The sequence below is a fragment of the Mucilaginibacter defluvii genome (assembly GCF_039543225.1).
Lineage (GTDB): Bacteria > Bacteroidota > Bacteroidia > Sphingobacteriales > Sphingobacteriaceae > Mucilaginibacter > Mucilaginibacter defluvii.
Window position 1 is genome coordinate 584611 of sequence record NZ_BAABJI010000004.1, and the last position, 25332, is coordinate 609942.

25 protein-coding genes are annotated in these 25332 nt (G+C 44.5%); 16 read left to right on the plus strand and 9 right to left on the minus strand.

Annotated features, from left to right (window positions below; translation table 11 throughout):
• Positions 1-38 precede the first annotated feature (38 nt).
• Together ftsH and rsfS are read right to left on the minus strand one after the other, a co-directional pair.
• The gene (gene ftsH, locus ABD960_RS19610) at positions 39-2159 is read right to left on the minus strand and encodes an ATP-dependent zinc metalloprotease FtsH (RefSeq protein ID WP_345333975.1); all 2121 of its coding nucleotides are present in this window, start codon (positions 2157-2159) and stop codon (positions 39-41) included.
• A 68-nt stretch (positions 2160-2227) separates the two neighbouring features.
• Entirely contained in the window at positions 2228-2602 is a 375-nt protein-coding gene (rsfS, locus tag ABD960_RS19615; protein ID WP_345333977.1) for a ribosome silencing factor, read from the minus strand.
• Between the two features lie 47 nt (positions 2603-2649).
• Between rsfS and ABD960_RS19620 the strand changes: the two genes are divergently transcribed.
• Genes ABD960_RS19620 through pfkA form a run of 4 tightly spaced genes read left to right on the plus strand, consistent with a single transcriptional unit; the run spans position 2650 to position 6577 of the window.
• Positions 2650-3426: a biotin--[acetyl-CoA-carboxylase] ligase gene (locus ABD960_RS19620; protein ID WP_345333979.1), complete on the plus strand. Its 777-nt coding sequence runs from the start codon at positions 2650-2652 to the stop codon at positions 3424-3426.
• Positions 3423-3872, plus strand: coding sequence for a protein-disulfide reductase DsbD N-terminal domain-containing protein (locus ABD960_RS19625; protein ID WP_345333981.1), 450 nt, complete (start codon positions 3423-3425; stop codon positions 3870-3872). Before ABD960_RS19620 ends, ABD960_RS19625 begins: the two co-directional genes overlap by 4 nt.
• Positions 3873-3887: 15 nt before the next feature.
• Positions 3888-5600, plus strand: a complete 1713-nt coding sequence (locus ABD960_RS19630; protein WP_345333983.1) for a protein-disulfide reductase DsbD family protein — start codon at positions 3888-3890, stop codon at positions 5598-5600.
• Complete coding sequence (gene pfkA, locus ABD960_RS19635; protein ID WP_345333985.1) at positions 5597-6577, plus strand: 6-phosphofructokinase; 981 nt, start codon at positions 5597-5599, stop codon at positions 6575-6577. The genes ABD960_RS19630 and pfkA overlap by 4 nt, the downstream gene beginning before the upstream one ends.
• Positions 6578-6640: 63 nt before the next feature.
• Here pfkA and ABD960_RS19640 read toward each other — a convergent pair whose 3' ends face one another.
• Positions 6641-7171 (minus strand): 5' nucleotidase, NT5C type, encoded by a 531-nt coding sequence (locus ABD960_RS19640; RefSeq protein WP_345333987.1) that lies wholly within the window; start codon positions 7169-7171, stop codon positions 6641-6643.
• A 149-nt stretch (positions 7172-7320) separates the two neighbouring features.
• Here ABD960_RS19640 and ABD960_RS19645 point away from each other — a divergent pair, with 149 nt between their 5' ends.
• From ABD960_RS19645 to trmD, 5 genes are all read left to right on the plus strand, one after another.
• Positions 7321-7857 (plus strand): 30S ribosomal protein S16, encoded by a 537-nt coding sequence (locus ABD960_RS19645; protein WP_345333989.1) that lies wholly within the window; start codon positions 7321-7323, stop codon positions 7855-7857.
• Positions 7858-7937: 80 nt separating this feature from the next.
• A complete protein-coding gene (gene rimM, locus ABD960_RS19650; RefSeq protein WP_345333991.1) occupies positions 7938-8462 on the plus strand; it encodes a ribosome maturation factor RimM in 525 nt (174 codons plus the stop codon).
• Positions 8463-8528: 66 nt separating this feature from the next.
• Complete coding sequence (locus ABD960_RS19655; RefSeq protein ID WP_345333993.1) at positions 8529-8963, plus strand: hypothetical protein; 435 nt, start codon at positions 8529-8531, stop codon at positions 8961-8963.
• Between the two features lie 4 nt (positions 8964-8967).
• Entirely contained in the window at positions 8968-9168 is a 201-nt protein-coding gene (locus tag ABD960_RS19660; RefSeq protein WP_345333995.1) for a helix-turn-helix transcriptional regulator, read from the plus strand.
• A 207-nt stretch (positions 9169-9375) separates the two neighbouring features.
• A complete protein-coding gene (gene trmD, locus ABD960_RS19665) occupies positions 9376-10053 on the plus strand; it encodes a tRNA (guanosine(37)-N1)-methyltransferase TrmD (protein WP_345333997.1) in 678 nt (225 codons plus the stop codon).
• 22 nt (positions 10054-10075) lie between these two features.
• Here trmD and ABD960_RS19670 read toward each other — a convergent pair whose 3' ends face one another.
• Together ABD960_RS19670 and ABD960_RS19675 are read right to left on the minus strand one after the other, a co-directional pair.
• Positions 10076-11731: a M1 family metallopeptidase gene (locus ABD960_RS19670; protein WP_345333999.1), complete on the minus strand. Its 1656-nt coding sequence runs from the start codon at positions 11729-11731 to the stop codon at positions 10076-10078.
• A gap of 4 nt (positions 11732-11735) precedes the next feature.
• Positions 11736-13610, minus strand: coding sequence for a CocE/NonD family hydrolase (locus ABD960_RS19675; RefSeq protein ID WP_345334001.1), 1875 nt, complete (start codon positions 13608-13610; stop codon positions 11736-11738).
• Positions 13611-13830: 220 nt separating this feature from the next.
• Here ABD960_RS19675 and lpdA point away from each other — a divergent pair, with 220 nt between their 5' ends.
• On the plus strand, positions 13831-15234 hold the full coding sequence (gene lpdA / locus ABD960_RS19680) for a dihydrolipoyl dehydrogenase (protein WP_345334003.1): 1404 nt from the start codon (positions 13831-13833) through the stop codon (positions 15232-15234).
• A gap of 231 nt (positions 15235-15465) precedes the next feature.
• Here lpdA and acs read toward each other — a convergent pair whose 3' ends face one another.
• Complete coding sequence (gene acs / locus ABD960_RS19685) at positions 15466-17370, minus strand: acetate--CoA ligase (RefSeq protein WP_345334005.1); 1905 nt, start codon at positions 17368-17370, stop codon at positions 15466-15468.
• A 201-nt stretch (positions 17371-17571) separates the two neighbouring features.
• Between acs and rpmB the strand changes: the two genes are divergently transcribed.
• The 6 genes from rpmB to bshC all read left to right on the plus strand — a co-directional run bounded on the left by rpmB (position 17572) and on the right by bshC (position 22632).
• Complete coding sequence (gene rpmB / locus ABD960_RS19690; protein ID WP_232177778.1) at positions 17572-17805, plus strand: 50S ribosomal protein L28; 234 nt, start codon at positions 17572-17574, stop codon at positions 17803-17805.
• 71 nt (positions 17806-17876) lie between these two features.
• Positions 17877-18059, plus strand: a complete 183-nt coding sequence (gene rpmG / locus ABD960_RS19695) for a 50S ribosomal protein L33 (RefSeq protein ID WP_232177777.1) — start codon at positions 17877-17879, stop codon at positions 18057-18059.
• A 59-nt stretch (positions 18060-18118) separates the two neighbouring features.
• A complete protein-coding gene (locus ABD960_RS19700) occupies positions 18119-18280 on the plus strand; it encodes a DUF4295 domain-containing protein (protein ID WP_232177776.1) in 162 nt (53 codons plus the stop codon).
• Positions 18281-18573: 293 nt separating this feature from the next.
• Positions 18574-19539: a signal recognition particle-docking protein FtsY gene (gene ftsY / locus ABD960_RS19705; protein WP_345334008.1), complete on the plus strand. Its 966-nt coding sequence runs from the start codon at positions 18574-18576 to the stop codon at positions 19537-19539.
• Positions 19540-19647: 108 nt separating this feature from the next.
• The gene (gene rimO / locus ABD960_RS19710) at positions 19648-20985 is read left to right on the plus strand and encodes a 30S ribosomal protein S12 methylthiotransferase RimO (protein ID WP_345334010.1); all 1338 of its coding nucleotides are present in this window, start codon (positions 19648-19650) and stop codon (positions 20983-20985) included.
• Between the two features lie 45 nt (positions 20986-21030).
• Positions 21031-22632 carry a bacillithiol biosynthesis cysteine-adding enzyme BshC gene (bshC, locus tag ABD960_RS19715; protein ID WP_345334012.1) on the plus strand — a complete coding sequence of 534 codons (1602 nt, stop codon included), beginning with the start codon at positions 21031-21033 and terminating at the stop codon, positions 22630-22632.
• A 10-nt stretch (positions 22633-22642) separates the two neighbouring features.
• Here the strand turns inward: bshC and ABD960_RS19720 are convergent, their stop codons facing one another.
• From ABD960_RS19720 to pnuC, 3 genes are all read right to left on the minus strand, one after another.
• Positions 22643-23323, minus strand: coding sequence for a hypothetical protein (locus tag ABD960_RS19720; RefSeq protein WP_345334014.1), 681 nt, complete (start codon positions 23321-23323; stop codon positions 22643-22645).
• 109 nt (positions 23324-23432) lie between these two features.
• Positions 23433-24524, minus strand: coding sequence for an acyl-CoA dehydrogenase family protein (locus ABD960_RS19725; protein ID WP_345334016.1), 1092 nt, complete (start codon positions 24522-24524; stop codon positions 23433-23435).
• Between the two features lie 8 nt (positions 24525-24532).
• Entirely contained in the window at positions 24533-25150 is a 618-nt protein-coding gene (gene pnuC, locus ABD960_RS19730; RefSeq protein ID WP_345334018.1) for a nicotinamide riboside transporter PnuC, read from the minus strand.
• Between the last annotated feature and the right edge of the window lie 182 nt (positions 25151-25332).

Genomic DNA, 25332 nt, shown 5'->3' on the forward strand with positions numbered 1-25332 from the left:
CGTTTTTAATGCGGATGGCTTTTTATGGGTTATTAATATTAATTACCGGTATTGGTACCGCTGGCGTCCTTTTCTTCAGGATTGCGATTAAAGGTACCTGAGTGATCGCTTATTCCTTCGTGCACAAGGTTTTGTGCAACGGGATCTTGGTTTGATTCCTGTGCACCGTTCACAAACTCATCATAAGTAGTGCGGTTATCAAACGGGCGCTTGCCCAGTATCTCTTCCAGGTCTGATTGGAAAAGAATTTCTTTTTCCAGCAGTTTGTTAGCCAGTTTTTCCAAACCATCGCGCTTGTCATTAAGCAACTGCTTGGTCATTTCATAAACACGGCCTATCAGGTTACGCACCTCTTCGTCAATCAGTTCTGATGTTTTTTCAGAGTATGGTTTATTAAACTGGTATTCGCCCTGGGTATCGTTAAATGATACGTTGCCCACTTTAGGATTCATACCATAAATGGTTACCATGGCGTAAGCCAATTTAGTAATGCGCTCCAAATCATTTTGCGCGCCGGTTGATATTTTGTTGAATACGATGTCCTCAGCAACACGGCCCCCCATCGTCATGCACATACCATCAAGCAATTGCTCGGTAGTGTATAAAAACTGTTCTTTAGGCAGATATTGCGCGTAACCTAATGCGGCAACACCACGCGGAACAATTGATACTTTAACCAGCGGATCGGCATGCTCCAGGAACCAACCTGCAATAGCATGACCGGCTTCGTGGTAAGCCACAATGCGTTTTTCTTCAGGGGAGATGATCTTGTTTTTCTTTTCAAGGCCGCCAATCACGCGGTCAATAGCATCCTGAAAATCCTGCATGTCAACAGCCTCTTTGTTTTTACGGGCAGCTATCAAAGCAGCCTCGTTACAAACGTTGGCAATCTCAGCACCTGCAAAACCCGGGGTTTGCGCTGATAGTTTTTTAGCATCAACACCTTCAGCCAGTTTTACAGGCTTCAAGTGCACTTTAAATATTTGTTCACGGCCAACCAGATCCGGTTTGTCGATAGATACCTGCCTGTCGAAACGACCCGGACGAAGCAAGGCCGAATCCAGTACATCCGGACGGTTAGTAGCTGCCAGAATGATGATACCGGAATCAGTACCAAAGCCATCCATTTCTACCAGTAGCTGGTTAAGCGTGTTTTCTCGCTCATCATTACCGCCTACTATATTGTTTTTACCACGGGCACGGCCAATAGCGTCAATCTCATCAATAAATATGATACATGGCGCTTTATCCTTAGCCTGGCGGAACAAATCACGCACACGTGATGCACCCACACCGACAAACATCTCCACAAAGTCTGATCCTGAAAGGGAGAAGAAAGGTACCTGCGCTTCACCGGCCACGGCTTTTGCTAATAGGGTTTTACCGGTACCCGGTGAGCCAACAAGCAACGCACCTTTAGGAATTTTACCACCCAGGTTAGTATATTTTTTAGGGTTTTTAAGGAAATCAACAATTTCCATAACCTCTTGCTTGGCTTCTTCTAAACCGGCAACATCATTAAAGGTAACAGTTACCTGCGCTTCCTTATCAAACAAGGTAGCTTTTGATTTGCCGATGTTGAATATCTGGCCGCCGGGACCGCCGCCCGCGCCACCGCTCATGCGGCGCATAATAAACATCCAGATAGCTACCAGCAATACACCCATAATGATGAACTGCAGTAACGGGCTTGACAGCCAGTTTTCGTGCTGAACGTAAACGATGGGTGTTTTTTGCTCATCAGGCAAATCTTTCTCCGCAGCGGTGATTGATTGCTTTAAACTTTCGTAAGAGGCATCAGTAAACGTATACTGCGGGCCGCCTGATCCAAGGCCGATAGAACGCTTGTCGCGCTTTACATCCTCATATTGTGGTTTAGTTAAGCTTGATTGTTTTATATAAACATCAGCATACACCAGCTCGCCGCTTTTGTAAACTTCTACCTTCTCCACATCGCGCTGCTTAAGCATCTGTGTTTCAAAACGCTTATAAGCTATCCGCTTGCCTTGTGATCCATCCAGTATGGTGGGCACAACCAGCACCGCTATGATAACGATTGCGTAAAGCCACATCAGATTGAACTTGGGCGGCTTTGGCGTTATCTTTTTGTTTGATAGTCTTCTTATAGGTTTTGGCTTATCCAATTTATTATCTTTCATGTGTTTTATACCTGCTCAAACTTACAATCAATATTTTAATAATAGCAATGTTAATATAGTTGTATAATTTAAGCGCTCCTGTAGCTTTTTATCTCGGCATCGCCCCAAAGGTCCTCAACGCCATAGTATTCCCTTTTGTCGGTTCTGAAAACGTGTACCACCACGTCAATATAATCAAGCAATATCCATTCGCTATACTCCAAACCCTCTTTGCGCCATGGTTCCTGGCCGGTGGCTTTGTATATTTCATCTTCAACGCTTGCTGCTATTGCGCGCACCTGTGTCGACGAATCGGCATGGCATATTACAAAGTAATCAGAAACTGAACTGAATATGTTCCGAAGGTCTAACCTCACTATATCATTCCCTTTTTTTTCCTGTATGCCGTGTATGGCTATCTCAGAAATGTAAGCGGATTCATTTATCGCTTTATTTTTTACCATTAAAAAGAATTAGTTTTGAACGATTTTAATATACAGAATATTATACATTGCAAAGTAACATATTTTCAGGATTATTTGTTGGCCGAAATTTAGTAACTCTTAAACAAGTTGACTCAACAAACACATTCCTAAAAAATCTATTGTCAAATTCCACGCCAGCGCCCGAGGGTACCGTCATTATGGCAGAAGAACAGTTTGCCGGCCGTGGCCAAAGGCAAAATACCTGGCACGCGCAGCCCGGTAAAAATATTACTGCCAGCATACTGCTCAACCCCGTTTTTTTAAACATACATAATCAATTCGACCTTAACCGCGCCGTTAGTGTGGGCATACAGCGTGCGCTTAAACCTGTATTAGGCGATAAATTAAAAGTTAAATGGCCCAATGATATATACTATGACGATTATAAGGTGGGCGGGATTTTAATTGAGAACATTTTATTTTCAAATACCATTAAACACTCCATTGTGGGTGTAGGGTTAAACGTTAACCAGGACGATTTTCCGGCAGATGTTACCAACGCCTCGTCGCTAAAGCAAATCTTACATACAGATTATGATTTGAAAGCTTTACTTTCAGACCTTTGCGGTGGAATTGAGGCTGCCTACCTTGAACTAAAGGCGGGCAGGGAGCAGGAATTGCGTAACGAATATGCTGGATACCTTTACGGATTAAACGAAAAGCGGCAATTCAAGTCAAATAATTATATTTTTGACGCCACCATAACCGGGGTTACGCCCAATGGTTTGCTGGTACTGCAAAATGAAAACGAAGAATTGACGTTTGACCTCAAAGAAATAGAATTTTTAAACTCGACTACATGAAAAAATTACTGGTATTATTTGCCGCCATCATGCTATCAGCAAGCGCTTTCGCGCAGATAGAAACCCCCGTTAAATGGAGCTATGCAGCTAAAAGAGTAAGTAAAACTGAAGCTGTTGTGTTTTTTAAAGCCACTATGGAAGACGGCTGGCACATTTACTCTCAAAACGTAAAAGAGGGTGGCCCTAACAAAACCTCGTTTACTTTTGCTGCTTCTAAAGATTTTACACCGGTTGGCAAAACAACAGAGCCAAAAGGTATTACCAAATATGAAAAGGTATTCGGCATGGATGTTACTTATTTTGAAAAATCGGTAATATTCCAGCAAAAAATAAAATTAAAAACGGCCAAAGCTACTACAGTAAAAGGCAAGTTGGAGTACATGACCTGTAACGATATGAAGTGCCTTCCGCCGGAAGAAGTGGCATTTAGCATTCCTGTTAAATAATTACGCCTTTAAACGATGAATACTCTCACAACGTCGCCAAAGCGCATACTATTTATACTGATTGTTAGCTCACTGTCGCTTGCGTTTTCAGCAAATGTAAAGGCGCAGGATACGGCCTCAACCGACGGCCTTGAATTTACTGACATCCCTACCGCTGCCGATAGCCTGGCTGCCGCCAAAGCGAAACAAAAAACGGATACAGTTAAAAAAACTGAAGTTGCCAAGACAGCGGTAAGCGCACCTAAAGAGGCTAAGCAAACCCTTTGGCAAATATTTATTGCTGGTTTTTTAGGAGGCTTGGTTGCGGTAAGCATGCCTTGTATATATCCTATGCTGCCGCTCACGGTTAGCTTTTTTACCAAAAAAGCGGGCTCGCGCGTAAAGGGTATAACCCAGTCCATGATCTATGGGCTGTCGATCATAATTATCTATGTGTTGTTGGGGATGCTGGTAACTTTAATATTTGGTGCCGACGCTTTAAATGCACTTTCAACCAACGGTATATTTAATTTTTTCTTCTTTCTGCTTTTGGTTGTATTTGGCATTTCGTTTTTGGGTGCGTTTGAAATTACTTTGCCCAGTTCACTCGCTAATAAGCTTGATGAAAGTTCAAATAAAAACGGCTTAGCGGGCATATTTTTTATGGCCGCAACATTGGTGGTAGTTTCATTCTCATGTACAGGCCCTATTATTGGTTCGTTGCTAATTGATGCGGCCTCGAAGGGAGCACGTTTAGGCCCGGCTATCGGCATGTTCGGCTTTTCGTTGGCTTTGGCTTTACCATTTACATTATTCGCGCTTTTTCCATCAGCCTTAAAATCACTGCCAAAATCAGGCGGGTGGCTCAATAGTATTAAGGTGGTATTGGGCTTTTTAGAGCTTGCCTTTGCTTTAAAGTTTTTGTCGAACGTTGATCTGGCTTACCATTGGGATTGGTTTGACCGCGAGGTGTTCCTGTCACTTTGGATAGCGATCTTCTTGCTGATGGGATTATACCTGATTGGTAAAATCAAGTTTTCTCATGATAGTGATTTGCCGCATTTGTCGGCTCCGCGCGCGCTTATCGCAATAGTGGTTTTCGCTTTTGTAGCTTACATGGTACCGGGTTTATGGGGTGCTCCGCTTAAATCGATCAGCGCGTTTTTACCGCCACCGGCCACGCAGGATTTTTATTTGTCAGACAATGCAGGTCAGGCTGCCCCGGTTGCTGCGCAACAATTATCAGTTGGTGAAAAAAAGTATGCCGAACTGTTTAAACGCGTACGCATAAAAGGTATTGATAGTTGGTATGATTACGATCAGGCATTGCTTGTGTCAAAGCAGTTAAAAAAACCTATCATGATTGATTTTACCGGCTGGAATTGTGTTAACTGCCGTAAAATGGAGACTGATGTCTGGGAAGATCCGGCGGTTTTTAAGCGCTTGCGGGACGAGTATGTTTTGCTGCAATTATATGTTGATGAAAAAACGGCGCTAAAGCCCAGCGAAGTATATATATCTGATTTCAGTGGCAAAAAAATTACTACATTAGGCGCAAAATGGCTTGACCTTGAGGGTAAGCGTTTTGGAGCGAATGCCCAGCCATACTATGTATTGCTGGATAGCGACGGCAACCTGATGAATGACGCTAACGGTAAGCAGATACAGCCATCGGGTGCTGATTTTAACATTGAGAGTTATATAAAATTTTTGGACAGCGGAATAGCTGCCTACAAGAATAAAAAATGAGTGAGATAAAAAATATTGGAGTATTTACGTCAGGCGGTGACGCGCCCGGCATGAACGCTGCCATCAGGGCGGTAGTGCGTACAGCTTTATATCATGACCTGCAGGTTACCGGCATACGCCGTGGTTACGAGGGCATGATTAACGGCGAGTACGAGCCCATGAACCGCAAATCAGTTTCAAACATTATACAACGCGGCGGTACTATCTTAAAATCAGCCCGCAGCGAGGAGTTTAAAACTCCAGAAGGCCGTAAGCTGGCCTACTATCAACTTAAAAAACACAAGGTTGATGCCCTGGTAGCCATAGGCGGCGATGGTACTTTTACTGGTGCCCGTTTGTTGGGTGAGGAGTACGGCATACCCGTTATTGGTTTGCCCGGCACTATTGATAACGACCTGATAGGTACCGATTATACCATCGGTTATGATACCGCCATCAATACCGTAATTAACGCGGTTGATAAAATACGTGACACGGCTGAATCGCACGACCGTTTGTTTATTGTAGAGGTAATGGGCCGCGATTCGGGTTTGATTGCCCTGCGTACAGGTGTAGCGTCGGGCGCCGAGGTGGTGCTGATACCTGAAAGCTCTGAAGACCTGCCCGCGTTGCTTCATCGCCTGGAGCATGGCCGCAAGGATAAATCATCGCGAATTGTAATGGTTGCCGAGGGCGACCGCGAGGGCGGCGCATTTGAGATTGGCAATATCGTTAAAGAAAAATTCCCGCAGATTGATACACGCGTATCCATACTGGGCCACATACAGCGTGGTGGAAAACCAACCTGTATGGACAGGGTATTGGCAAGCCAGGTAGGTTTTGCCGCGGTTGAAGCTTTGAAAGCCGGGCGCAAAGGCGAAATGGCAGGCATCATCAATGGCGAAATAACCTTCACACCGTTTGATCAGGCATGCAAAAAGAATTCGCATAAGCTGGATGCTAACATGGTGAAGCTGGTGGAGATACTATCGCTGTAGAAAATTACAAGCATAATAATAACAGAAGAGGCTTTGCATGTTGCAAAGCCTCTTCTGTTATTATTACAGTAGCAAATTGGCCACTTCTTTCCAGTTATTTACCCGTTCATAATCATGAATATTCAGGTTATGCGGCGAAGTAAACAGCAATTTGCGGCCCTCGAAATTTACAAAGTTTTTAATACGGTCGTCAATCATAATATCTACATCCACAATCTTATGTCCGCAGAAAACGATATTGGTCCATGAGATGAATGGGAAATGTTCATTCAGCCATTCCAGCTTGTCGGCCAAGGAGTTTTTGAACTCCATAGCCGCCGATACAATGTACAAGTCATACTTTTCGTGCAGTTTTTCAACCACTTCATAAGCACCTTCCATAACCGGAATGTCCCTGAAAAAGCCCGGCTCATTAATGTATTTGCGCAGGGTATCGCGTATTTCTTCGGGCAATACCTCGCGGAATTCTTTACCGGGCAGGTCGTCCAGTTTAACGGTAGTTTGATGCCGCTGTTCGTACACGGTTATAAATTTGCCAATGGTGTCGGCCAGTACCTCGTCCATATCAATGGCAAGTCGCAGTTTTCTCTCCATGGTGTTAAAAATACACGTTGCAGCGGTATTGTTTGCCATTTATTTTAATTTGAAAATAAGGCTATTACGAATTGTATTTTTTAGTACCTTTGCGTCCCCGCTGAAAGAAAACTCCGGGGGAATGTTGAATACATAATTTAAATTAAAACATGGCAACTAAAATCAGATTGCAAAGACATGGTAAAAAAGGCAAGCCTTTTTACTACATTGTGGTAGCCGACTCACGCGCTCCACGCGATGGCCGTTTTATTGAGCGTTTAGGTTCATACAACCCAAACACTAACCCGGCTACTATCGACATCAACTTTGACAAAGCTTTTGAATGGGTTGACAGTGGTGCACAACCAACTGATACCTGCCGCGCTATCCTTTCATACAAAGGTGTTTTATACAAAAAACACTTAAAAGGTGGTGTAACTAAAGGCGCTTTAACTCAGGAACAAGCTGATGCTAAATTTGCTGAGTGGGTTGACCAGAAAGAAGGCAAGATTACAGGTAAAAAATCAAACCTGGCTACCGCTAAGGATGATGCCCGTAAAGCCGCTTTAGCTGCCGAAGCTAAAAAGAATGAAGACAGAGCTGCCGCAATTGCCGCTAAAAATGCTCCTGTAGCCGAAGAAGAAGCTCCTGCAACTGAAGAAGCTGCTGAAACTGCTACTGAAGAAACAAGCGAAAACGCTGAATAATTACTCTTCACAAAAAACTTTAATGATGGCGATGTACCCTAAACGGTCATCGCCATTGTTGTTATATAGAAATTACGCCCATGAGTAAACAGGAAAACTTCAGGATAGGTACCATATCAAAAACCCGCGGACTAAAAGGCGAAATGCAACTCTATGTTGACTTTGATGGCCTTAATGCCATTAAGTTTAATTCGCTGTTTGTGGAGATAGCCGGCAAGCAGGTGCCATACTTTGTGGCATCCATTAAATACCCCATGCAAAACGTGGCCTACCTTAACCTGGAGGATGTGGATACTATTGAAAAGGCATCAACCCTGGTAAAAAAGGATGTGTACCTGGCCGGTAAGTTAAAGCCAAAAAAGAAAAAGGACGAATTCACGCTGATGGATGTTAAGGGCTTTATCGCTATTGATGACAACCACGGTGAGCTTGGCGAAATAACCGATGTGCTGGAATACCCGCAGCAGATCATTGCAACCGTGCGTTACAATAACCGGGAGGTACTCTTCCCACTTAACGAGGCTATCATTAAGGGCATCAATACCGAGGACGGTGAATTGTACATCGAGTTACCGGAAGGATTGCTTGACGTTTATATGGAATAAAAATGTCAAACATATTTGACATTTGTAAAGTTTGTTTTACTTTTGGTAAATCAAACTTTACATTATATGAAATCACGTTTTCTTTTTCCGCACAAATGGAGCCTGATCGGGGCTTTGCTTTTTATTATGGGTTTTGTTGTAGCTGCATTGAATTACCATTACAAAGACAGTATAGATGTAATGCAGGGAGACACTACCTTTCAAATCAATGAGGTATTGCATGATGTTGCTGTATTGCTATGGCTTGGCGGATTATTCCTCGTGGCTTTTTCAAAAGAAAGGATAGAGGACGAACAAATAGCCCAGCTACGCCTCGACTCGCTGCAATGGTCTATTTACTTTAACTATGCTATACTGGCATTGTGCATTGTATTTATTGACAAATGGCATGTTATGCTGGGCGTGGCGGCACATTTTATATTTACACCGTTGCTGTTTTTCATTGTTCGCTTTAAATGGGCTATATATCAACTCAACCGTTCACTAAAAAATACCGATTAAGCGCATGAAGAACAACCTGCGCGTAGAGCGCGCCATCAAAAACATGACCCAGGGTGAACTGGCCGAACTGATCGGCGTGTCGCGCCAAACCATAAATACCATCGAGAGCAATAAATACGTCCCCTCAACTGTGCTGGCCCTTAAAATTGCCCGCGTATTTGAAAAACCGGTTGAAAATATTTTTATATTGGAAGAGGAGGATTGAGTGATAGTGATTAGTGATTTACTTGAATATCAAATGTGCCGTTTCCAAAATACTGGGCGAAAAAAAACAAAATCGCCAGTAATGCTAAACCACAAATCAAAATCACTATATAACTCTTCCTCATTATTTAAATTTATCGAATTTACAATGTTTGAGCACCAACTACAAACTACTAACCACTGATCTCTAATCACTATCTTTGCCTCCATGCGTTTTGATATCCTCACCGTTTTGCCGGGTTTGCTCGAAAGTCCTTTTGCACATTCTATTTTGTTGCGTGCGCAAAAAAAGGGCATAGCCGAAATACACGTACACAACCTGCGCGATTATGCCACCAACAAGCATAAAAGTGTTGACGACTACCCCTACGGCGGCGGCAGCGGTATGGTGATGATGATTGAGCCCTTTGCGGCCTGTATCGAAAAACTAAAGGCTGAACGCGAATATGACGAGGTGATATTTATGACCCCTGACGGCGAAACCCTTAACCAGAATATTGCCAACCAGCTATCGGTAAAAGGCAACATCATGATACTCTGCGGGCACTATAAGGGGATAGACCAGCGTGTGCGCGATCTGTATGTTACTCGCGAGATGAGTATTGGCGATTATGTACTATCGGGTGGTGAGCTGCCCGCGGCGGTATTGGTTGACAGTGTTGTACGGTTAATACCCGGTGTGCTGAGTGACGAAACCTCGGCCTTGTCCGACTCCTTTCAGGGCGACCTGCTGGATGCTCCGGTTTACACCCGCCCGGCCGACTGGAACGGCCATAAGGTGCCCGATATTTTACTGAGCGGCAACACGCCCGAAATTGAGAAATGGCGGTTCGAGCAGGCTTTGGAGCGTACCAAAGCCCGCCGTCCTGACCTTTTGAATGAGTAAAAGCGTTATTGCAGGGATCTGATTATTCCTGCAATACGCCTATGTAGTAATTAAAGGTATCCACCTCAACATTATCTTTTGTAGCGCCATCAAGCGTAAGTGGTGATAAACGCTTATTAACATTCACCATTTTATATTCGCCACCTTTTACGCGGATGCGTACGGGCATAGCAAAACGTGGTGTTTCAGCAATCCAGCGGGCATATATTTTGCCGCGAACATCTACCAGTTCAAGCATGGGCAGGTTGCCATGTTTCAAATACTGCTCAAATACGGTCGATAGGTCAATGCCCGCCTGTTCGCTGATGTATTTGGTCACCTCATCATAAGTAACCGTTTTGTGGTAGAAGGTTTTGCCCAGGCCACGTAATATACCGCGCCATTTTTCATCATCGTTAATAATGGTACGTATCATGTTCAGCACGTTGGCACCTTTAGGGTACATATCGCCTGATCCTTCCTTATTCACATCATAGGGGCCAACAATAGGGCCATCGTTTGATATGCCTGTACGCTGCCCGTGTATATACTCCTGCCCGGCTTGCTTGCCCCAGCGGCTCTCGGTATAAATACCTTCGCTGTAAGTGGTAAAGCTCTCGTGTATCCACATATCGGCAATATCCTTTGAGGTAATGTTATTGCCAAACCATTCGTGGCCACTCTCGTGCACAATAATATAGTCCCACTTGGTGCCATATCCGGTGCCCGACATATCGCCTCCCAAATAACCCTTTTTGTATTTGTTGCCATAGGCTACAGCGCTTTGGTGTTCCATGCCCAGGTGAGGGGTTTCAACCAGTTTGTAGCTATCCTCGTAAAATGGATACGGGCCAAACCAATGTTCAAAAGCTTTAAGCATAGGTTTTACATCTTCGGCAAAATGAACCTTAGCTTTGGCCAGGTTGTAGCTCAATACCCAAAAGCTCAGGTCGAGCTTGCCTTTTTCGCCGGCATAGCTGTCTGTCCAGTTGGCATAATCGCCAATATTGGCGGCCACATCATAATTGTTGATCGGATTTTTAACCGCCCAGTCGAAACGGGTGTATCCGTCCTTTAATTGCGTTACCTTACGTAAGCGTCCGTTTGATACATCCTTTAAACCTTTTGGTACGCTGATGCTGATAAGCATACTATCCACCTCGTCGGCCTGATGGTCCTTATTGGGCCACCAGATGCTGGCACCCGCGCCCTGGCAGGCTGTTGCTACCCAGGGTTTGCCCAATGAGTCGGCCGTAAACACTACGCCGCCATCCCAGGGGGCATTTTTGGCGATGGTTGGATTACCTGAATAATAAACGGTAAACTCATCCTTGTTGCCTTTTTTGATGGCCTTCGGGAAGGTAACATACACCGCATTAAATTCCCGGGCAAAAGGCACCTCTTTACCTTTATAAGTTACCTTTTCAACTTTAAGGTTATCATACAGGTCAAACTGTAATTTGGTAAAATCAACAGTAGCCGTAAATTTAAACAGGTTGCTTCCGCTGATGAATTTTTGATCGATATTAAACTTAACATCCAGGTGATAGTAATTAATATCGTAACAGGTACGCAGCGGCGTAAGCATACCGCGCAGTGTATCGGCACGGGTAAAGTCGTTCTTTTTCTTCATTAACTGGGCCGAAGCGGTGCTGATCATCGTGCCGCAGGCCGCTAATAGTAATAAGGTTTTGCGCATGATTTTATTTTAATATCTGTACATCAATAAAGCTATCGTTAAATACGGTTTCGGTAGCTTTTATGTAATCGCTTTCGTTGGCTTTGTATGGATTCTCTACAAATTTTTGCGGGTTACGCGCCACTATCGGGAACCAGGTGCTTTGCACCTGTATCATGATACGGTGGCCTTTTTTAAAGGTGTGCAGCACATCCTGCAAGCGAAAGTTCACATCAGCCTTTTGCCCGGCAAACAGTGCTTCCGGTTTTTCAAAGCTCTTGCGAAAACGTGCCGGCATCACTTCCGACCGTACCATTTGCCAGTAGTTGCTCAGAATAATGCTCTTATTCGGCATAAAGGCATGGTTAGCCTCATCGGGCGGGTAAACGTCTATCAACTTTACAATAAAGTCAGCATCGGTACCGGTGGTGGCAATTTTAAGGTTGGCCATAATCTCGCCGCCAAGGGTAATATCATCCGTTAATACATCGGTTTGATAAACCAGTACGTCCGGCCTGCGGCCAGCAAAACGCTGATCCTCGCTCATATAATTAAACGGCGTAAAACCCATAGTGCTGGAGTTGTCCTCGGTATAAGGTACGGGTTTCATCGGGTCGCTGATGTAGCTCATGGAACCCGGTGTGGCTGGCTGCGTATCAGTTAGTTTACCGTCGGCAGCTAAATAGAACTTTTTGTGTTCGGCATTGGCAGCAGGCCATTTATCAAAGGTAGCCCATTCCTTTTTGCCGGTATTAAACATGTAAGCTTCGGGCAGGCCGGTAGCTTTATCGCCTTTGCCCTTTAAAAAGTGCCTGAAAAATTTAGCCTCTATCTCCTTTTGATAAAAGGTAGCTATGCTATCGCCAAAGTATACGTTGCTGTGCAGCGTATGGCCAGTTTCCTGCGACCAGCGCCCATGCCCAAAAGGCCCCATCACAATAGTATTATACGCTGATGGATTCTTTTTCTCGATAGTTTTGTAGATGTTCAGCGGGCCTGAAAGATCCTCGGCATCAAACCAGCCGCCAACGGTCATTACCGCGGTTTTTGATTTGTTGTTGAAATGTTTTAACAACCCACGCTTCTGCCAAAATTCATCGTAATTGGGGTGATCAATGGTTTCCTGCCAAAAAAAGTTGTCTTTGTAGTATTTATCGGCATTTTTTAGCGGACCTAAGTCAAGCAAAAACTGATAGCCATCGCGTGTGCCGGGATTGATCATTTTATTGGCGAACCATGACGCGCCGGTAGTATCGGCCTTGCCTTTAGGCACACCAAATACCGGGAAGGTGAAAAAATAACCCTCAATAAAAGCGCCGTTGTGGTGGAAATCATCAAACCAAAAATCGGATATAGGCGCTCCCGGTGAGGAGGCTTTCAACGCCGGGTGGTTGGACAAAATACCCGCCGCGGTATAAAACCCAGGGTACGATATACCGTATTGCCCCACACGGCCATTATTGCCGATAACGTTTTTGATCAGCCAGTCGATGGTGTCATACGTATCTGAACCTTCGTCCACATCTGTCTTGCCTTTTTTATTGTCGATAACCGGGGTCATGTTCGTCCAGGTGCCTTCGCTTTTATAACGGCCGCGCACATCCTGGTAAACAAAAATATAACCCTCTTTCATGATCTCGGAAGAAGGGCCAAGCCTTCCGGGGTATTTGTCGGGGCCATACGGGCCAACACTGTAGCAGGTGCGCTGCATCAGTATAGGATATTTGTTTTGCTTTGAGGCATCTTTAGGGATATAGATAGAGGTAAACAGCCTCACCCCATCACGCATGGTGATGTAAACATCCTTTTTGTTAAAGTGCTCCTTAACGTAGGCTTGCTGTGCAAAGGCGATATGGCATACTAACATCGCCGTTAAAAACATCAGGGTAATTTTTTTCACTTGGTGGAGAAATTTGAGTGTACAGTTAATGCATCTAAAGTAATAATAATATAGCAATATGGCAGGCTGTAGCATGGCCGTAGTAAATGTGTAACAAACAAATTATGTGGTACGCTGTCCTATTGTCAACCTGGGGTATAAAAGGGGTACATTAAGGGTGGTTTAGTTTCAATACCAGCATTTAATGTTTTAACTTTGCCCCGTAATAAAACACAGAACTATGCAATATGATGTTATCGTAATAGGGTCGGGCCCGGGTGGCTACGTGGCTGCTATACGTTGTGCCCAACTGGGTTTAAAAACCGCTATAATTGAAAAATACAGCACGCTTGGCGGCACCTGCTTAAACGTAGGTTGCATCCCGTCAAAAGCCCTGCTCGATTCATCTGAGCATTACCACAATGCCGCACATACTTTTAAAACGCACGGCATCAACCTTGATAACCTGGGCATTGACTTTGGCCAGATGATAAAACGTAAAGAGGAAGTAGTAACAGCTAACACCAGCGGCATCACTTACCTAATGAAGAAGAACAAGATCGACGTTCACCAGGGTGTTGGCTCATTCAAGGATAAAAACACTATAGTAGTTACCAAAGATGATAAAACCACGCAGGAGCTTACCACTAAAAACGTAATCATCGCTACTGGTTCAAAGCCATCTTCACTGCCTTTTATCAAGATAGATAAACAACGCATCATTACCTCAACAGAGGCTTTAGCGCTTAAAGAAGTACCTAAGCATCTGGTATTGATCGGTGGTGGTGTTATCGGTTTAGAGCTTGGTTCGGTTTATGCACGTTTGGGTGCCAAAGTATCGGTTATTGAGTTTATGGATGGCATCATCCCTACTATGGATAAAGGCCTGGGCAAAGAGCTACAAAAAGTGTTGAGCAAACTGGGCATGGAGTTTTATCTGGGCCATAAGGTTACCGGTGCTACTGTGCAAGGTGAAGAAGTTACCGTTACTTTTGATAGCCCTAAAGGCGAAAAGAAAGAACTTAAAGGCGATTACTGCCTGGTAGCCGTAGGCCGTATTGCTTACACTGATGGATTAGGACTGGAAAACATTGGCCTTACCGTTGAGGAGCGTGGCCGTAAGATCACCGTTGACGAACACCTGGAAACCAGCGTTAAAGGTGTTTACGCTATTGGGGATGTGATAAAAGGAGCCATGCTTGCGCACAAGGCCGAGGATGAGGGTACTTTTGTAGCCGAAATTATCGCCGGGCAAAAACCACATATCAACTACAACCTGATACCGGGCGTGGTTTATACCTGGCCTGAGGTTGCCAGCGTTGGTTATACCGAAGAACAACTGAAAGAAAAGGGCACCAAATACAAAACCGGGTCATTCCCGTTCAAGGCCAGCGGCCGTGCCCGTGCCAGCGGCGATCTGGATGGTTTTGTTAAGGTATTGGCCGATGCTGCTACCGATGAAATATTGGGTGTACACATGATAGGCCCGCGTGCCGCGGATATGATTGCCGAGGCCGTCTTAGCTATGGAGTACCGTGCATCAGCCGAGGACGTAACCCGTACCAGCCACGCGCACCCAACCTATACCGAAGCCATGCGCGAAGCCTGCCTTGCCGCAACCGGCAACCGGGCGATACATATTTAATTTTAAAGTAGCAGGAATTAGTAGCAGTTGTGGTAATAAGTTTAACATTAAGCTTACTACAACTGCTTTTTATTTATGGTATCTATAATAAATCATTCCGTCATTTCGAACAAGGTACGAGGAGAAATCTGTCGCCTGGTTGGAATAACGACAGATTCCCGCTACGCTTCGAAAAGACAGTACTCCATATTTGTTTAAAATCCTCCCCGATGGGGGAGGATTTAGGAGAGGCTATTTCAAAGCTCCCTGCTTAATTTCTTCCACCACTGCCGGGTCGAGCAGTGTTGATGTATCACCCAGGTTTGAGGTATCTCCCTCGGCTATTTTGCGCAATATGCGGCGCATGATTTTGCCTGAACGTGTTTTAGGTAATCCGCTTACAAACTGAATTTTATCAGGTTTGGCAATAGGGCCTATAATGCGCGATACAGTCATGATGATATCCTTGCGGGTAAGGTCAGCATCTTCGTGCATATCCGGGCAAACTACATAGGCATAAACACCCTGCCCTTTAATATCATGCGGGTAACCAACTACGGCCGATTCCACCACGCTGCTGTGCATGTTGATGGCATTCTCCACCTCGGCAGTACCTATTCGGTGGCCGGAAACGTTAAGTACATCATCTACGCGACCAGTTATGCGGTAGTAACCATCTTCGTCGCGCAGGCAGCCATCGCCGGTAAAATATAAATTATCGTATGTTGCAAAGTACGTGGTGCGGCAACGCTCGTGGTCGCCATAGGTGGTGCGTAATATGCCCGGCCACGGGAATTTAATGCAGAGGTTTCCGCTTACGCCGTTGCCTTGTATCTCCTGTCCGTTTTCGTTAACCAATACAGGCTGTATACCCGGTAAAGGCAAAGTGGCATAACCCGGTTTTGTTGGCGTAACGCCGGCTATAGGTGTTATCATGATGCCGCCGGTTTCCGTTTGCCACCAGGTATCAACAATAGGGCATTTATTGTGGCCAATGTTATCATCCAGCCAATGCCAGGCTTCCTCGTTGATTGGTTCGCCTACTGAGCCAAGCTTTTTAAGCGAGCTCAGGTCTTTATCCTTAACAAAATCAAGCCCGAAACCCATCAGAGAGCGGATAGCGGTTGGCGCCGTATATAAAATATTTACTTTATGCTTTTCAACAATATCCCAAAGCCGGCCGGCATCCGGATAAGTTGGCACGCCTTCAAACATCAGCGTAGTTGCCCCCTGCGAAAGCGGCCCGTAAGCAATGTACGAGTGCCCGGTTATCCAGCCGATATCAGCCGTACAGAAGTACACCTCGCCTGGATTGTATTGAAAAACGTTAGCAAACGTGTAACCCGCGTAAACCATATAACCACCGCAGGTATGGACTACGCCTTTTGGTTTACCGGTTGAGCCTGATGTGTAGAGGATGAACAGCATATCCTCGGCATCCATTTCTTCGGCCGGGCATTCGGGGTTACCCTGTGTTTCCACTTTTTTGATCTCATCTTCCCACCACACATCACGGCCTTTTATCATGGATACGGCAGTGCGGCTGCGGGTAAGTACAATGGTACGTTTAACCGACGGGCACTGTACCAGCGCGTCGTCAATCACGTTTTTCATTTGTATATCCTTGTTGCCGCGGAAAGCGCCGTCAGAGGTAATTACGATGTTGCAATCAGCATCCTTTATCCTGTCGGCAATGGATTGTGCCGAAAAGCCGCCAAATACCACGGAATGAATAGCACCGATGCGCGCGCAGGCCAAAACGGCAATGGCCAGCTCAGGCACCATAGGCATATAAATGCAGATACGGTCGCCTTTTTTAGCGCCGTTGTTTTTTAGTACGTTGGCAAACTGGCAAACCTTATCGTGCAGTTGTTTATAGGTTAGTACTCGGAAATCCTCAGTCGGGTCGTTGGGTTCCCAAATGATAGCCGGCGTATCGGCATTTTTCTCCAGGTGGCGGTCAAGGCAGTTCTCGGTAATGTTTAGTTTGCCCCCGCTAAACCATTTAACATCCGGATCTTTAAAGTTCCATTGTAGTACGTTGTCCCACTTCTTTTTCCAGGTAAAGTTATCGGCTACATCGGCCCAAAACTGCTCCGGTTGTTCAACGCTTTGCTTGTACGCCTGCTCGTATTGCTCAAACGAGGTGATCTTCATCGGTTTAATAAGTTAAAATCGGTTTATAAAAATAATTAGCTACGGGGTTAACTAACTCGCCTAAAATACACTTTTCAACATGCTTTTGTGCTGATTATAAAGATTTTTAAAAATTTTCCACATCGCTATTGTCTGTTAGTCAAAAAATTCTGATATTTGCACTCCTCTTTAAAACAGAGGTTGTAATTAATACGAATTGTCATGTCAAGAATTTGTGATTTAACAGGTAAAGGATATATGAACGGTTTCAACGTTTCAAACTCGAACGTTAAAACCAAGCGTAAATTTTATCCTAACTTAAAACTTAAAAAGTTTTACATCCCTGAAGAAGATAAATGGATTACTTTAAAAGTATCTACATCTGCTGTTAAAACCATCAGCAAAAATGGTATAACCGCTTGTATAAACAAGTTTGTTAAAAAAGGTTACATTTAATAGATTGAACTGGTAACAGGCTGCCTGCGCGTATAGTAAGTAGTAGCCCAATACCATAATAAAAAAATACCATGGCTAAAAAAGGCAACAGAGTTCAGGTAATACTGGAGTGCACTGAGCACAAAGAAAGCGGCTTGCCAGGCATGTCTCGCTACATTACCACCAAGAACAAAAAAAATACAACTGAAAGGCTTGAGTTGAAAAAATTCAACCCGGTTCTGCGTAAAGTAACAACTCACAAAGAGATTAAGTAATTAACCTGGTAACGTGGCTGTTGATTGGCTATCGTTATCGGCATAAAATTTAAACAGAGATGGCAAAGAAAGTAGTTGCGACCCTGAAAACAGGTAAAGGCAAAGAATATTCAAAAGTGATCACTGCGGTTAAGTCACCAAAAACAGGTGCTTACACTTTCAAAGAGATCATTGTACATAACGATCACGTTAAGGACGCTATTAGCGAAGCTAAAGCTTAATTCGTTTCTTTTCGTTCTGATAAGCTACAAAAGCCGTCTTGTATTTAACGAGAGGGCTTTTTTTGTTGTACCGGGCAATAGCAGAGGTCTCATCCTGAGCTTGTCGAAGGATGTGTGGCGGGGAAGCAGTCTGCTGATGCTTCGATAGGCTTAGCATGACATTCAAGCAATAAATTAGCAGCAAAGTTGTATAGCTGTAATGTAAAGATGTTTGCAGGTTGCGCGTTTTTAGCTTTTAATCCGCACATTTACATATCTGCATATTTTGCACATTATAATATCTGCACATTATTATGGGTTTATTTGATTTCTTTAAGAAAAAAGAGAATACCGTACAGGAACAGCAAGCGCTTGAAACAGGGCTCGAAAAAACCAAGGACAATTTTTTTTCCAAAATAACCAAAGCCATCGCCGGTAAATCAACCGTTGATGATGATGTGCTGGATGATCTGGAAGAAGTTTTGGTTACTTCGGACGTCGGCGTGAGCACTACCCTTAAAATTATTGAACGTATACAGGCCCGTGTAGCCCGTGATAAGTATGTAAATACATCCGAGCTTAATACCCTGCTGCGCGATGAGATACAAAACCTGCTTGCCGAAAACAACAGTAACGATTTTGCCAGTTTTGAATACGGCAGCCACAAGCCTTATGTAATTATGGTGGTGGGTGTTAATGGAGTAGGCAAAACTACGACCATCGGCAAATTGGCGAACAAATTAAAACAAGCAGGTAACCAGGTAGTGTTAGGCGCAGCCGATACCTTCCGTGCAGCGGCGGTTGACCAGATCAAGCTTTGGGGCGAACGGGTTGGCGTAAAGGTGGTGGCACAAGCCATGGGGTCTGACCCGGCATCTGTCGCTTATGATACCTTGCGCTCGGCAGTATCCAACGGTGATGATGTGGCGATAATTGATACCGCCGGCCGTTTACATAACAAGGTAGGTTTGATGAACGAGCTTACCAAGATCAAAAACGTAATGCAGAAGGTAGTACCCGGTGCTCCGCACGAGATATTGCTGATACTGGATGCCTCAACCGGCCAAAATGCCATTGAACAATGCAAGCAATTTACCGAGGCTACAGCCGTAAACGCGCTTGCCCTTACCAAACTCGACGGCACAGCCAAAGGCGGTGTAGTTATAGGTATATCCGATCAGTTTAAAATACCGGTTAAATACATCGGCGTAGGCGAGGGCGTTGACCACCTGCAATTGTTTGATCGCAAGAGCTTTGTAGACAGTCTATTTAAATCGTAATAAAAATAATTCCATTGTGAGGAGGTACGACGAAGCAATCTTAACCTCGCACTATATGGCAAATACAAAAAGAGATTGCTTCGTTCCTCGCAATGACGGGTTGGCAATATGAAGACTAAGGAAATTAACAGATCAATACCATCAATAAGTAAACCGCGCGTAAACGTGGTTACGTTAGGCTGCTCAAAAAACATCTACGACTCAGAGGTGCTGATGGGCCAGCTTAAAGGCAATGCTTTTGATGTGGTGCATGAGGCCGATAAGGTAAGCAGTAATGATATTGTGGTAATTAACACCTGCGGTTTTATTGATAACGCCAAGCAGGAATCCATCGATACCATATTACAGTACAGCGAACTGAAAGAGCAGGGCAAGGTAGGTAAGGTTATTGTTACCGGATGTTTATCTGAACGTTATAAACCCGAACTTCAATCAGAGATACCTAATATTGATGCCTATTTCGGCACTAATGACCTGCAGGATGTATTGAGCACTATTGGCGCTAACTACCGTCATGAGCTGATTGGTGAGCGTTTGCTGACCACACCGTCGCATTTCGCTTACTTTAAAATCGCGGAGGGCTGTAACCGTCCGTGCTCATTTTGCGCCATTCCACTGATGCGTGGCAAGCACGTAACCAAACCGATGGAGGAGTTGGTTAATGAGGCTAAAACATTGGTAAGAAACGGTACTAAAGAGTTAATACTTATAGCGCAGGATCTGACCTATTATGGCCTTGATCTATACGGCAAACGAAATTTGGATGAATTGATCCGTCGCTTGTCTGACGTTAATGGTGTAGAGTGGATCAGGCTGCAATATGCCTACCCTTCCGGATTCCCGATGGAGGTGCTGGATGTAATGAACGAGCGTAAGAACGTTTGCAAATACCTGGATATGCCGTTGCAGCATATTACGGATAACATGCTTAAATCCATGCGCCGCGGTATCACCAAGCAAAAAACAATTGACCTGGTGAACGAGATCCGCGACAGGGTGCCAAACATTGCCCTTCGTACCACTTTAATTACCGGCTACCCTGGCGAAACCGTACAGGACTTTGAAGAAATGGCACAATGGGTTGAGGATACCCGTTTTGATCGCCTGGGCTGTTTCACTTATTCGCACGAAGAAAAAACCCATGCCCATAGCCTGGTGGATGATGTACCTGATGAAGTAAAGCAGGAACGCGCTGATGCCATTATGGAAATTCAGCAAGGCATATCATTTGAGAAAAACCAGGAGAAGATTGGCAATACCTACCAAGTACTGATCGACAAAAAAGATGGCGGCTACTTTGTTGGTCGTACCGAGTTTGATTCTCCCGAGGTGGATAACGAGGTATTGGTTGATGCCAATGTTAATTACGCTACCGTAGGCGGCTTTGTTAATGTTAAAATTGACAATGCTGAGGACTTTGACCTTTATGGACAAATTGTAAAATAAATTAAACGTTCGGTTCTTTTATCTTAATCGTTTACATTTGGGCTGATGGATGCTAATTGTATCAGCTATAAGGATACCGGTTTCTTTTCGCAAACGGTAATTGATTACGTGGACGATGCCCCGGCACTTCGCCCGTTTTATGGCTACCGTCCGGATATGGGTGGCTTTGCCAAACTGCTGGCCGCTAAAACCGTAACTGCCGACAGGCAGGTATTGGTTGATATACTCACCCACCAGTATAATGCCATTACGCATATTGATGGCGAGCTGACAAAAACCCCGCTTGAACGTATAAAAGAACTTTTATCGGTAGATACTTATACGGTTACTACCGGCCATCAGCTTAATATTTTTGCCGGTCCGCTTTACTTTATTTATAAGATAGTAACGGCCATTAAGCTTAGCCAACAGCTAAAAGCACAATTTCCGGATAAAAACTTTGTACCCGTTTACTGGATGGCCAGTGAAGATCATGATTTTGCCGAGATAAACTATACCAATATAGGCGGCAAAAAGGTACACTGGTGGTATGAAGCATCGGGCGCTACAGGGCGTATTAACCCGGATAGTATGCGCCAGGCCCTTAACCAATACAAAGGTGTGCTGGGTTTGGAGAACCATGCCCTGCCATTAGCACAGATAGTTGAAAAGGCCTACACTGGTTTTGATAAACTGGCCGATGCTACCCGTTACCTGGTGAACGCCTTGTTCGGTCAATATGGCTTGGTGGTTATTGACGCGGATGATATCGCCTTTAAAAAACAATTTGCGCCGATAATTGAGCGCGATATTATTGAACAAAACAGCTTTAAACTCATCAGCGCTACCAACGTAGAGTTGCAGAAACTGGGTGTAAGCATACAGGTAAACCCACGCGAGATCAACTTTTTTTACCTGTTGGATGGCTTGCGCGAACGCCTGGTTTTTGAGGATAATGCTTACAAAGTACTAAATACTGAAATAGCTTTTAGCGAGGCCGAATTGAAAGCCGAAATTGCGGAGCACCCTGAACGTTTTAGTCCGAACGTGGTAATGCGCCCGCTTTACCAGGAATGTATTTTACCCAACATTGCCTACATTGGCGGTGGTGCTGAGGTGGTTTACTGGCTCGAACTAAAATCAAATTTTGAACATTACGGGGTTGATTTCCCTATACTGATACTGCGTAACTCCGGCCTGGTAATTCCTAAAAAAACATCCGTCAAAATTGAGCAGATGGAGCTTTTGGCGGCCGATCTGTTTAAACCTACCGACCTGATCAAAAACGACTGGGTAAAAAAGCATAGCGATCATACCCTCTCCCTTAACGAGGAATGGCAGGAGCTACAAGCCGTTTTTGAAAAGATAAAACAACGCGCCCAAAAGATCGATCCAACCCTTGCCCCGTCAACCGAAGCGGTAAGCTCAAGGCTTAAACATGCTATTGATAACCTGGAGAAAAAACTGGTGAAGGCCGAAAGATCAAACTACCATACCCGGTTGGAACAGGTAGAGCAGATCAAGGCAGAGCTATTCCCTAAAAACAGCTTGCAGGAACGTGCCGAAAACTTCGGTTTGTTCTATGTAAAGTGGGGGCAACAATTTATCGATGAGTTGATCAAACACTTTGAGCCGTTGGAGTTTAAATTTACCGTGCTATCGGAATAATAATTTAGTTTCAAAGGTTGAAATGTCTTTTGTAAGCTTCGGGATAAATTTCTATTTCTGGATGATGTCTTTTTTCAATCTGTATAACTAACTTATCTACGTCTTTAAAATACTCAATTGCATTTTGAGAAGCAATAGCAGCTTGCATTTCGCCATGGGCAACAAAGAAATACTGAGGCTCTACTGTTCCAGTTTGTAAAGGCTGCGATCCATCGAGTTTTCCAAAGCCAAAATTTACGGGATTAGAACCCTTGAATATCTTAGCTTTTTCTCCATGACTGTAAGCATTACGAAATTTATTTTTAAAATCTTTAAGCTTATTGTATTCATCTAAATTGATAATACCCCTATCCTTAGCTTCATTAATGGTCTGATTAAGCATCAGACTATCATATTTTTTTGCTGCTGTTTCATATTTCGAAAAAACAGTTGGATCGTTGAGCTTTGAAGTACCTAAATCATTAATAATTAGACAGTCTTTAAGAAGTAACTCTAAAAGATGATTTGTTAAAGTAATACTGGCTTGAAACAATTGAAATGTAATACATTTCATTATTTCATCTCTAATATGATCGTAATTTCCATGCAGAACAACCAAATAGGAATCTCTTATTTTCTCATAAGCCTCCCAAGATGCATTTGAGAAATTTGCTTGAACTTCTGCTTGAAGTTGTTTCACATCTATATTCATAAGATTTAGTTGAGTAACTAAAATACACTTTAATACCTTGAGTTTTTAAAGTATTATCAAATCTCAATAAACTCTTTAGCAAAGCATTCTTACGATTACCTTCCCGCTATCAATCAGCAAAAGTAAATAAACTATGCTGGCTGGCCGTATGCAGATCGCGCCATACCTGGTTGATCTCCGTATCCGGATTGGCGGCTATCAATCCGCAGTAAGGATATAACTCATCTACTATATTCCGGGCAAGTGTAGCCAAGGTATGCGATGTTTTGCTGACAGCCTGTAATGCCCCGGCACTGTCAGTCTTTTGACTTACAGCCTGCCACGATGCATCAACCGCCCGGTAAAAATCAGCGCGTGTCTGGTTTAATTTAGCAATGCTTTCATGTAATAGCTGCTGCACTTTGTGCTGCTGCGCGGCATTGTACCGGCCACGAAAAGGCTTGTCGGCAAACAGGGTTTCGCACAGATCAGTAAAGTGAATGGCCATGCCGCTCATGTTGGCGGTCAGTGTGGCTTCGGCTAACTGCATAAAGGGATAGTAGTACAACGCCCCATCTACCTTAGCTGCTGATGCATCTATCTTAAAACAACGGTTAGCTTTTACAAACAGGCTATCTACCCGATAAGCATCGCTGCCGGTAGCCATCATGCCCACATACTTCCATGCCGATTGTATGTTAACATCCTCCCGGTTAAATACAAATGGCAGTATCAGCGGCGAGCCATCAGCATTCAATACAGTTTCATCGCCTTGTTTAATTACGCAGTTGGCGGTTACATGGGTAGCGTGCTGTATGCCGCTGGCATATTTCCATTCGCCGTTAATGATATAGCCGCCCTCCGTAATTGTAGCCGTACCGCTTGGCGCGCCGCTGCCTGCCAGGCAAAGCTGCGAGTGAGCGAATATCTCCTGAGCGGCATCCGGCTCAATAAAACCACCAAACCAGCCCGCGCCGCTGCATAGGGTAACAACCCAGCCTAAACTGCCGTTGGCCCAGGCCAGGCTCTCCTCCAGGCGTACCTGGTCGGGCAGGTTAAGTTCGAGGCCCGAATAGATTGCAGGTACCAAAAATTTGAACCAACCCTGCTCATGCACCAGCGCCAACTGCGCCGGGTGCAGCTTACCGCTCTTTTCGGCTTCAGGAACGTGGCGGCGTATGGTATCAACCCATTCGGGTTTTAACAAGGTAGATGGATGCATATGTGATTTTAATTAGCGGCTACGTTGATCTTGCCGTCCAGCTTTTTCTTCCAATCGATATAGCCAAATATGGCCACCACGAACAAAAAGATGGTTAGGCAGGCAAAAAGCGGTAAACCTTTATAAAATAACAGGGGTACCGCAACAAAATTACTGATGTTGAGCAATACCCAATTCTCAATTTTCCGCCTGGCCAGCAACCACATACCGGCCCACGCGGTTGACGATACAAAGGAATCCAGTATCGGCACATCCGAAGGGGTAAAGTATTTTAACAACAGGTACAGTACGGCCCATCCCCCTAAACTGATGGCAACGGTAACCATCCATTCGCTGCGGTTAGCATAGCTGATCTGCACAGGCGGTTCGTCGCGCTTTCGCGTCCAGTATATCCAGCCGTAAATACTCATCACCAGGTAATACATATTTAACGCGGCCTCGGCATACAGCTTAACATCTACCAACAAATACAACGACAATACAATACCGACGATACCCGCCGGATAAAGCAGTATATTATTCCGCTTAGCCAGCAGCACCTCGGCCATGCCGAATATGGTGGCAACCCACTGCAGCGGGCCGGTTTCTTTTATTTGTGTTATGAATAGTTCTATCCAGTGTTGCATTTACCCCTCCCAAATTAAATCCATTGTCATTTCGACCGAAGTACGAGGAGAAATCTGTCGCTTTGTTATTGAGCGCGTGCGGATTCCTCTCTACCGTTCGGAATGACAAGTAATACTTAGATTCATAACCCCAGCTAACATCCCACAAAAGAAGACTATTAAGTCCTCCCCAAGGGGGAGGA